The sequence below is a fragment of the bacterium genome (assembly GCA_016873475.1).
Lineage (GTDB): Bacteria > Krumholzibacteriota > Krumholzibacteriia > JACNKJ01 > JACNKJ01 > VGXI01.
The window spans coordinates 1-9,936 of sequence record VGXI01000115.1; the positions used below are offsets into that span (position 1 = coordinate 1).

Here is a 9,936-nt window from a genome sequence, read left to right on the forward strand (position 1 = left end):
CGCCGCTGGCGCACCGCGGGAAACTCCGGCGGCGCGTTCCAGCTCACGGCGAGCAGGCGCTCGGGCTCGAAGGCCAGCACCGTGCAGCCCTCGGCGCCCCGTTCGCCCTCGGGGGCCTCTTCGCTGAAGAGGATCTCGAAGGGCCCGCCCGGGCGCAGTGCGATGCGCACCGACTCGGCGAAGAAGGCGCGCAGTCCGGCCGCCGTGGTCCAGGCGCGCCAGGCCTCGGCACGCGGAATGGGTACGGTCGCCTCGCGGACGATCGCGCGCGGCGTTGTCGCCGCGGGGAATTGCTGCCGTCCGGCGAGCAGGGAGGCCGCCATCGGCTGCAGCGTGTAGGTGTGCACGCCCGCCACGACCGAGGGCTCGGCGTCCATGATCGCGCGCGCCTCGGTCTCATCGGCCGCCTGGAGCACGACGAGCCCGAAGCCCTCCCTGCCGAAGACCGGCCCCGCGAGCAGGCACTTGCCGGCCCAGGTGAGCGTGCGCAAGGTGACGAAGTGCTCGCTCATCGCGCGCTGCTCGCCCTCGCTCATGGCCTCGGGCCAGCCAGGGCGAGTGCCCTGGAGACGGATGAAGAACTGCTGGGGCTGGGACACGCTCGCTCCTTTCGCCGCCGGCGCCGCGGCAGGACCCGCGCGGGTCCCGCCCCTTCGCCTACTCGAGGCCCTTGTAGAGGCCGATCAGGTTGCCCTCGGGATCGCTGAACAGGGCGCTGGTGCCGATGCCGGGGATCGGCATCGGCGGCTGCACGACCTTGCCCCCGAGTTTTGTCGCCTGGTCGAGGCTGGCCTGCATGTCGGCGACCTCGATGTAGAAGGTGACATATGGCTTCATGTTCGGCGGGGTCGAGCCAACGCCGCCGCCGATGGCGTTGCGTTCGGCGCCGGCCTGGACCATGCCGTAGTCGGGGCCGCCCTCCCAGAGCTGGAATTGCCAGCCGAAGAGCTTGCTGTAGAAGTCGCGTAGGGCCGGGCCGTTCGCGCCGGCGATCTCGAAGTGGACGACGGGGTTCTTTGCCATGGTGATCCTTTCGTGAGGGTTGCGATGAGGGGTCAGGCCGTGCGGGCCGGTTCGCGGCGCGGGTCAATCGCGCCGATACCGCAGCCGGAAGCGGCGCACCGGCGGGGTCTCGTCGTCGAAGGTGTCCAGCGCGTCGCGCTCGCTGAGGCCCGCCGCTTCGAGGCGGCGCAGCTCGGCGCGGGTGAGCGGATAGGGCGGGCCGGACGCCGGCGCCGCCTCGGGATCCCGGCCGCGACAGATCACGAGCAGCTCGCCGCCGGGTGCGACCAGCGCCGCCACGCGATCCATGGCCTCGGGCCGGATCGTCGCCGGCAGCGACTGCAGCGTGTAGATCTCCACGACGAGATCGAAGGCGCCGCGCCAGGTGTCGGGCAGCGTGAAGAGATCGGCGACATGGTAGTCGACGCGGCTCGCCGCGAAGCACTCGCGGGTCCAGGCGATGGCCGTCGGCGAGAGATCGAAGGCCGTCACGATGAAGCCGAGCGCGGAGAGTGCCTCGGCGTCGTCGCCCAGGCCCGAGCCCACGACGATCGCCCGGCGGCCCTCGCCGCGAACGGCGGCCTCGTCGAGCCAGGCTGCAAGGAGCGGCTTGGGTCGGCTCTCGGCCCAGGGCACCTTGGCGGCGTCGCGGCCGGCGGTCCGATAGGTGGCATCGAAGCGCGCGAGTGCGCCGCGGTCGTCCTCGGTCACGGTGTCTCCTCGTCTTGCTGCGGCTGCGGGGAAGCGCTAGGATCGCAGCTCCCGGCTCACGATGCAAGGAGCGCCATGCACACGCCCGAAGGACTGCGCGATCTTCACGCGCCCACGCACCGCAAGCTCGCCGAGCTGATCGCGCACTGTGGAGCTCTCGATCCCGAATCGCTGAATCGGGTGCTGGAGGGCTTCGGCGACGGCACCGTGCGCCTGCAGCTCCACCACGCCGTCACCGCCGAGCGCTACTGGGTCGGCGTGATCCACGGCAAGAGCCGGGACGCCGAGGACGAGGCCGAGCACCCGGACATCGCCAGCCTCGAGGCGCTGCGCGCGCAGGTCTTCGCCGTCACGGACGGCTACCTGGCGGGCGTGTCTGCTGCGGAGCTCAACACGCCGCGGCCGATGACCACCTGGGACGGCAAGTCGCACGACCTTGCGCCCGCTCACGTCGTGCTGCGCACGGTGACGCACATCTACCATCACATGGGGCAGGTCGCGGCGATGTGCCGCTTGCTGGGGCATCCGGTGACGCAGGGGGTGAACTACCCGATCGTCGGCTAGAGCGGCCGCAGCTTCCGATGCGCGGTGACGGAGTAGCTGAGGCTCTCAAGGGCGATCGAGAGGTTCACGTTGCGCACGAAGACGTTCTCCACCTCGCGCAGCTTGATCGGCGAGAAGTTGAGGATGCCCTCCACGCCCGCGGCGACGAGCTGATCCGCCACGGCCTGCCCCGCGGCCGCCGGCACGGCGATGATGCCGATCCGCGCGTCGCGCTCGCTGACCAGGCGGCCCATCTGGGCCATCGGCAAGATCGGCACGCCTTCCCAGTGCTTGCCGATCAGCTCGGGGTTGCTGTCGAAGATCGCCGCGATGCTGAAGTTCCGCCGGCGGAACTCCTCGTAGTGGAAGAGCGCATGGCCGAGGTTGCCCGCGCCCACGAGCACGAGCCGCCAGGGCTGATCGATGCCGAGGATCTTCCCGATGCGCTCGCGCAGCCCCCGCACCGGATAGCCGAGCCCGCGCCGCCCGAAGCTGCCGAAGCTCGAGAAGTCCTTGCGCACCTGGGCGCTGGTGATGCCGTAGCGCTCCGCGAGCGTCTCGCTGGCGATGGTCTCGACGCCCTCGCGCTCCATCTCCTCGAGGATGCGGAAGTAGTTCGACAGGCGCCGCACGGTCGCCTCGCTGACGCCGCCGCCCCGGTGCATCGAGCCGCTGCTTTCGCCGCGCATGCTAGCTCTCCTCCGCGTCGTCGGTCTCGTCCTCCAGGCCTTCCTCGTCGTCCGCTTCGTCCTCGTCCTCGTCGAGTTCTGCCTCGTCGTCCTCCTCGGGCTCCGGCTCGGCCGGCGGCGGCGGCGCCGCGCTGACTGGCGGCTTCTCGGACTCGTCGGTGTCGCCAGCCTCGCGATCGCGCGGGATGAGCGCCACGCTGACCACCTTGTCGCCCTCGTCGAGCGCAACGATCTTCACGCCCTGCGTGTTGCGCCCGAAACTGCTGATGCCCGCCACGGTCTGACGGATCATGACGCCGCCCCGCGTGATGAGGATGATCTCGTCATCCGCGTGCACGCCGAGGGCGGCGATCACGGGGCCGTTGCGCTTGGTCGTTTTGATGTCGATGATGCCCAGTCCGCCGCGGCCCTTGGGCGGGTAGTCGGCCAGCGGCGTGCGCTTGCCGTAGCCGTTCTCCGTGATCGTGAGCAGGAACTCCTGCCCGCGCAGGATCACGGTGTCGGCAACGCGATCCTCCTCCCCGCGCAGGGTGACGCCGCGCACGCCCCGCGCACTGCGGCCCATCGGGCGCAGCCGGTCGGTCGAGAAGCGCGCCGAGCGCCCGCGGCTCTTGGCGATGATCAGCTCCTGGCCGGGCTCCACCATGGCCGCGCGCACGAGGGCGTCCCCCTCTTTCAGGCCCTGGGCGAGGATGCCGTCGCGCCGCCGCGTGACGAACTCGGCCAGCGGCGTGCGCTTGACGACGCCCCCGCGCGTGGCCATCAGCACCCAGCGGTCCTCGGCGCCGAAGTCCTCCACGCGCACGAAGTCGCAGGGCTTCTCCTCGGCCCGCAGGCTGAGCAGGTTGGCCAGCGCCTTGCCCCGACTGGTGCGCGCGCCCTCCGGCAGCTCCCAGACCTTCAGCTGGTAGACGCGGCCGAGGTTCGTGAAGACGAGCAGCGTGTCGAGCGTGGAGGCGACCATCACCGTCTCGATGAAGTCCTCCTCGCGCGACTCCATGCCCTTGACGCCGCGGCCGCCGCGGCGCTGGCGGCGATAGGTGTCCAGCGGCGTGCGCTTGGCGTAGCCGGCGTGACTGATCGTGATCACCATCGCCTCCTCGGCGATGAGATCCTCCACCTCGAAGTCGTCGAGGCTGTGGGCGATCTTCGTGCGGCGCGCGTCGCCGTACTTCTCCTTGATCTCGGCCAGCTCGTCCCGGATGAGGTCGAGCACGAGGTTGCGGTCGGCCAGGATCGCCTTGTAGCGCTCGATGTCGCGCTCGAGCTCGGCGAACTCGGCCTCGAGCTTGCTGCGCTCCAGGCCGGTGAGCCGCGCAAGGCGCATGTCGAGGATGGCGTTCGCCTGCAGTTCGCTCAGCGTGAAGCGTTCCATCAGCAGGCCGCGCGCCTCGTCGGTGTCGGCGCTGCCGCGGATCAGGCGCACCACTTCGTCGATGTTCGCCACCGCGACGAGGAGGCCCTGCAGGATGTGCGCGCGCTCCTCCGCCTTGCGCAGGTCGTGGCGCGTGCGGCGGATGACGACCTCCTCGCGGTGCGCGAGGAACTCGACCATCAGGTCCTTCAGGCCGCACTGCTTCGGCTGCATGCCAACCAGCGCCAGCATGTTCGCGCTGAAGGCCTGCTGCAGCGGCGTCAGCTTGTAGAGCTGGTTGAGGACGACCTGGCTCGGCGCTTCCTTCTTCAGCTCGACGACGATGCGCATGCCCTCGCGGTCCGACTCGTCCCGCAGGTCGGCGATGCCGGTGATCTTCTCGGCGTGCACCAGCTCGGCGATCTTCTCGATCAGGGCGGCCTTGTTCACCTGGTAGGGGATCTCGGTGATGATGATCGCGTCGCGCCCGCGCTTGTACTCGGGCTCGATCTCGGCGCGGCCGCGCACGAGAATGCGCCCGCGGCCGGTGCGGTAGGCCTCGCGGATTCCTTCCCGGCCGTGGATGATCCCGGCGGTCGGAAAGTCGGGCCCCTTGACGTGCTCCATCAGCTCGTCGACCGACAGCTCGGCGTCGTCCATGAGCGCGAGGAGGCCGTCGACCAGCTCGCCGAGATTGTGCGGCGGGATGTTCGTCGCCATGCCCACGGCGATGCCGCTGGTGCCGTTCATGAGGAGGTTGGGCACCACGCTGGGCAGCACGCCGGGCATCTGGCGGCTGTCGTCGTAGTTGGGAACGAGATCGACGGTCTCCTTGTCGAGGTCGCGCAGGAGATCGGCGGCCACCGCCGTCATGCGCGCCTCGGTGTACCGCTCCGCCGCCGCCGCGTCGCCGTCGATGGAGCCGAAGTTGCCCTGGCCGTCGACCAGCGGGTAGCGCAGGCTGAAGTCCTGCGCCATGCGCACGAGGGCGTCGTAGACGGCCGTCGTGCCGTGCGGGTGGTAGTTGCCCGTGGTGTCGCCCGTGATCTTCGCACACTTGCGGTAGGGCCGGCCGGGGCGCAGGCCCAGGTCGTTCATCGCCGTCAGGATGCGCCGCTGCACGGGCTTGAGTCCGTCGCGGGCGTCCGGAATCGCGCGCGAGATGATGACCGACATCGAGTAGGCCAGGTAGGAGCGCTTCATCTCGCGCTCGATGTCGACCGTGATGATCCGCTCCCCGGTGGCCATCGCGCTTCCCCTCTAGACGTCCAGGTTCGTGACGGTGTCGGCGTAGGTCTCGATGAACTGGCGCCGGAGCTCCACCTCGTCGCCCATCAGGATCGTGAAGATGCGGTCCGCCTCCACCGCGTCCTCGAGGCTCACCTTGAGCACGGTGCGGCTGACGGGATCCATCGTCGTTTCCCAGAGCTGCTCGGGGTTCATCTCGCCGAGACCCTTGTAGCGCTGGATGTAGACCTTGCTCGGATCGTCGCCGAGCTGGGCGAGCTTCTGCTCGCGCTCGTGGTCGTCGTAGGCGTAGATCGCCACCTTGCCCTTGCGCAGCAGGTAGAGCGGCGGCTGCGCGATGTAGATGCGGCCTTGCAGCAGGAGATCGGTCATCTTGCGGTAGAAGAAGGTGAGCAGCAGCGTGCGGATGTGGGCGCCGTCCACGTCGGCATCCGTCATGATGATGATCTTGCCGTAGCGCACCTTCTCGGGATTGAAGTCCGTCCCGTAGCCGGCGCCGATCGCGGTGATGATCGTGCGCACCTCGTCGTTGCCGAGCACCTTGGTCGGCGTCGCCTTCTCCACGTTGAGGATCTTGCCCTTGAGCGGCAGGATGGCCTGGAACGCGCGGTCGCGGGCCTGTTTGGCGCTGCCGCCCGCGCTGTCGCCCTCGACGAGGTAGAGCTCGGTCTTCTCGGGATCGCGATCGCTGCAGTCGGCGAGCTTGCCCGGCAGGGTACCGCTCTCGAGCGCGCTCTTGCGGCGGGCGACGTCGCGCGCCTTGCGCATCGCCTCGCGCGTGCGCGCCGTCGAGACGCACTTGGCGAGGATCGCCTTCGCCTCGGTCGGCCGCTGGTCGAGGTAGTCGGTGAGGTAGTCGCCGATCACCGCCTCGACGACGCTGCGCACCTCGCTGTTGCCGAGCTTGGCCTTCGTCTGCCCCTCGAACTGCGGCTCCGACAGCTTCACGCTGATCACGGCGGTGAGGCCCTCGCGCACGTCGTCGCCGCTCAGGCTCAGCTTGCCGCCGTTGGTCTTCGTCTCCCGCTGCAGGTAGTTGTTCAGGCTCCGCGTGAGCGCGCTGCGGAAGCCCGACAGGTGGGTGCCGCCCTCTTGCGTGTGGATGTTGTTGGCGAAGCTGAAGACGTTGCTCGTGAAGCCCTCGTTGAACTGGAGGGCGACCTCCACGCGCACGCCGTCGCGCTCCACGTCCACGCTGAAGGGCGGCTCGTGCAGGGGGCTCTTGCCCTTGTTCATCCACTGCACGAACTCGAGGATGCCGCCCTCGTACTTGAAGGTGTTCTTGCTGGAGTCGCGCTCGTCGAGAATGCGGATCTGGAGGCCGCGGTTCAGGTAGGCCAGCTCGCGCAGGCGGCTGCAGAGCGTGTCGAAGCTGAACTCGCAGGTCTCGAAGATCTCGGGGTCGGGCTTGAACTGGACGACCGTGCCGCGCTGCGTCACCTCCTCGGCGCCCGAGATGAGGCGCACCTCGCCAGCGGGGATGCCCCGCCGGTACTCCTGGAAGTGGGCCTTGCCGTTCTTGAAGACGGTGACGCGCAGCCACTCGCTGAGCGCGTTGACCACACTGACGCCAACGCCGTGCAAGCCGCCGGAGACCTTGTAGCTCTCGCTGTCGAACTTGCCGCCGGCGTGCAGGACGGTCATCACCACCTCGAGGCTGCTCTTGCCCTCGGTGGGATGGAGGTCGACCGGGATGCCCCGCCCGTTGTCCGTGACCTTGCAGCTGCCGTCGCTGAGGAGCTCGACGAAGATATCATCGCAGGCGCCGGCCATCGCCTCGTCGACGGCGTTGTCCACCACCTCGTAGACGAGATGGTGCAGACCCTCGGCACTCGTGCCGCCGATGTACATGGCCGGGCGCTTGCGGACGCCCTCCAAGCCCTTGAGGACCTGGATGCTTCCGGAGTCGTAAGTGTCGCTCATCGGCGATCCGCCTTCCCTGTGCTCCCCGCGCAGTGCGCCTCGGCCGCTAGTGCTGCGTGAAGCGGATGTCCTTGACCAGCCCCGCGCCCAGCGCGGCGTCGAAGCCGGCGATGATGCGCGCCTTCAGGAAGCGCAACTCCTGGCTCCAGGCCGCGCTCGTCACCTGCACGTAGAGCACGCCGTCGCGAATGCGCAGGGCGCGGCTCCGGGCCGCGATCTCCGGCCCCACCACCTCCGGCCAGCGCTCCAGGGCCGCCCGCTCCTTGAGCCGATCGGCCAGCCCGAGACCGGCGAGCAGGCCCGCGACGAGCTCGCCGGTGGGGCGCAACTCGTCTGGTGGCCGCCGCTTGCCGCTCATGATCGACTCCTCGGCCGCCGACTCAGGCCGCCGGGCTGATGCGCCCGCCCTCGACGGCGAAGCGCTGTAGGTCCCCGAAGAGCTCCCGGCGTAGATCCTCGACCTGCGGGGCGGCGATGAAAGTCTGGTAGTTCTGGCCGACAAGATGGCAGAGCTGCTCGCGGCGACGGCCGTCGAGCTCGCTGAATACATCGTCCAGAAAGACGATCGGACGGTCCCGCCGGATCCTGGCCAGGTACTCCGCCTGGGCCAACTTCAGGGCCACCGCGGCCGTGCGCTTCTGGCCCTGCGAGGCGAATTTTCTGGCATTCCGGCCTCCGATGTCAATGCACATATCGTCCAGGTGTGGACCTGCTAACGTTCGTTTTTTCAACCACTCAGCGCTCTCGAGCGCCTCCAGGGCGGCGGCCAGGGCGGCCCTCAGCGCCGCCTCGTCCTCGCCCTGCAGGCGGCACTCGTAGGCGAGCGCGAGGCCCTCCTCCTGCGGGCCGATCTGGCGGTAATAGCGCCCGGCGGCGGCCGCCAGATCGACGAGGTTGCGCCGCCGCGCCAGGGCGATCGCCGCGCCGGTCTCGGCGAGGCGTGCGGTCCAGAGCCCCAGTTGCCCACGGCCCTGACCGCTCTTGAGAAGCGCGTTGCGCTGCTTGAGGATGCGGCGGTACTCGAGCAGCCGGCGCAGGTAGAGGGGGTCCGCCTTCGCGAAGCTGTAGTCGAGGAAGCGCCGCCGCCGCTCGGGCTCGCCGTCGACGAGCTCGACATCGCCGGGTCCGAAGATGACCGTGCCCGTCAGGCCAATGAGATCGGACAGGCGCGCGATCTCGTCCCCGTCGACGGTCAGTTTCTTGGCACCGCCGCGGGCGCAGGCGGCACTGAAGCGGAGCTGGCCGCCGCCGTCGTCGGCAAGGCTGCCGGCGAGGTGGAAGTGCGCGCCGCCGAAGGCAATCAGGTCCTCGTCGCGGGCAAGGCGGTGGCTGCGCCCGGAAACGAGGTAGAGCAGCGCCTCGATGAGGTTCGTCTTCCCCTGGCCGTTCGACCCGTGGATGAAGTTCACCGCGGGATGGAACTCCAGGAGGCAGGGAGCGAGGTTGCGAAAGCCCTCCGCGCGCAGCTCGAGGTAGCGCACGGGTCGCCGCTCAGTCGCTCAATTTGAGCGGCATGAGCAGGCTGAAGTAGCGCTCGCCGGTCTCCTGGCTGCCCGGCTCGATGATGCCGGCATTGTCGGGGCGATCCAGCTTGAGGCTGACCTCCTCGCTGCCGATGTGCTTGAGGATGTCCAGGAGATAGACCGCGTTGTAGCCGATGCTCATCCCCGGGCCCTGGTAGCTGGCTTCCAGCTCCTCGCGGGCCTGGCCTACCTCGGCGCTCGCCACCTCGAGCACGAGCTGATCGCTATCGAGGACCAGCTTGATCTGCTTCGTCGCGAGGCTGGCTGCGAGCGTGGAGACGCGGTCCGTCGCCTCGAGCAGGCGCTCCGTGCTGAGGCTCAGCACGCGCTCGTTGCCCTTGGGGATCACCTGCTGGTAGTTCGGGAAGGGCCCCTCGATGAGCCGCGTGAAGAAGCAGACGCCGCCGGTGCGGAAGAAGGCCTGGTTCTCGCCGATGCCCATCTCCAGCTCGCCCTCGTCGGGGAGGAGGCGCAGCAGCTGGTCGAGGGCCTTCGCCGGCAGGATGACGCCCTTGGCGGTCTTCACGGGAAGGTCCTGCTCACGCTGGCAGAATGCCAGGCGGTGGCCGTCCGTGGCGACCATCGAGAGCTTGCTGCCATCCAGTTCCATGAAGATGCCGTTCATCGAGGGCCGTGCGAGGTCGGTGGATACCGCAAAGCGGGTGCGGCGGATCATGCTCTTGAGCACGCCCGCCGGCGCCGCGAAGGCTTCGATATCCTTCGTTTCCGGCAGCTTCGGGTAGTCTTCCACCGGCATCGTCGGAATGCGGAAGCTGGCCCGCCCGCAGCGAATCGCCAGAGCGCCGTCCGCGGTCTCGAGATGGACGTCTACGGCCTCGAGCTTGCGCACGATCTCGGCGAAGCGCTTGGCTGGCACCGCCACGGACCCCGCCTTTTCTACCGCCGCCTCGGTGCGCAGCTGGATCGAGATATCGAGGTCGGT

General features: G+C 69.1%; 10 protein-coding genes. 1 reads left to right on the forward strand and 9 read right to left on the reverse strand.

Translation table 11 applies throughout. The features are described 5' to 3' along the window. The 3 genes from FJ251_09990 to FJ251_10000 form a co-directional block, all read right to left on the reverse strand. The coding region (locus FJ251_09990) for a hypothetical protein (protein MBM4118049.1) at positions 1–599 on the reverse strand (599 nt) is incomplete at its 3' end. Between the two features lie 58 nt (positions 600–657). Further along, positions 658–1,023: a VOC family protein gene (locus FJ251_09995; GenBank protein ID MBM4118050.1), complete on the reverse strand. Its 366-nt coding sequence runs from the start codon at positions 1,021–1,023 to the stop codon at positions 658–660. A 63-nt stretch (positions 1,024–1,086) separates the two neighbouring features. Next, positions 1,087–1,713, reverse strand: coding sequence for a methyltransferase domain-containing protein (locus FJ251_10000; GenBank protein ID MBM4118051.1), 627 nt, complete (start codon positions 1,711–1,713; stop codon positions 1,087–1,089). 75 nt (positions 1,714–1,788) lie between these two features. On the opposite strand from FJ251_10000, the gene FJ251_10005 reads away from it, so the two are divergent. Further along, positions 1,789–2,277, forward strand: coding sequence for a hypothetical protein (locus FJ251_10005; GenBank protein MBM4118052.1), 489 nt, complete (start codon positions 1,789–1,791; stop codon positions 2,275–2,277). Here FJ251_10005 and FJ251_10010 read toward each other — a convergent pair. From FJ251_10010 to dnaN, 6 genes are all read right to left on the reverse strand, one after another. Further along, positions 2,274–2,921, reverse strand: a complete 648-nt coding sequence (locus FJ251_10010; protein MBM4118053.1) for a redox-sensing transcriptional repressor Rex — start codon at positions 2,919–2,921, stop codon at positions 2,274–2,276. The genes FJ251_10005 and FJ251_10010 overlap by 4 nt on opposite strands. 25 nt (positions 2,922–2,946) lie before the next feature. Continuing rightward, the gene (gene gyrA / locus FJ251_10015) at positions 2,947–5,547 is read right to left on the reverse strand and encodes a DNA gyrase subunit A (GenBank protein MBM4118054.1); all 2,601 of its coding nucleotides are present in this window, start codon (positions 5,545–5,547) and stop codon (positions 2,947–2,949) included. A 12-nt stretch (positions 5,548–5,559) separates the two neighbouring features. Continuing rightward, on the reverse strand, positions 5,560–7,470 hold the full coding sequence (gyrB, locus tag FJ251_10020; GenBank protein MBM4118055.1) for a DNA topoisomerase (ATP-hydrolyzing) subunit B: 1,911 nt from the start codon (positions 7,468–7,470) through the stop codon (positions 5,560–5,562). A gap of 46 nt (positions 7,471–7,516) precedes the next feature. Further along, the gene (locus tag FJ251_10025) at positions 7,517–8,020 is read right to left on the reverse strand and encodes a DUF721 domain-containing protein (GenBank protein MBM4118056.1); all 504 of its coding nucleotides are present in this window, start codon (positions 8,018–8,020) and stop codon (positions 7,517–7,519) included. Continuing rightward, positions 7,851–8,951, reverse strand: a complete 1,101-nt coding sequence (locus FJ251_10030) for a DNA replication/repair protein RecF (protein MBM4118057.1) — start codon at positions 8,949–8,951, stop codon at positions 7,851–7,853. The genes FJ251_10025 and FJ251_10030 overlap by 170 nt, the downstream gene beginning before the upstream one ends. A gap of 10 nt (positions 8,952–8,961) precedes the next feature. Continuing rightward, on the reverse strand, positions 8,962–9,936 hold a 975-nt coding region (gene dnaN / locus FJ251_10035), incomplete at its 5' end, for a DNA polymerase III subunit beta (GenBank protein ID MBM4118058.1).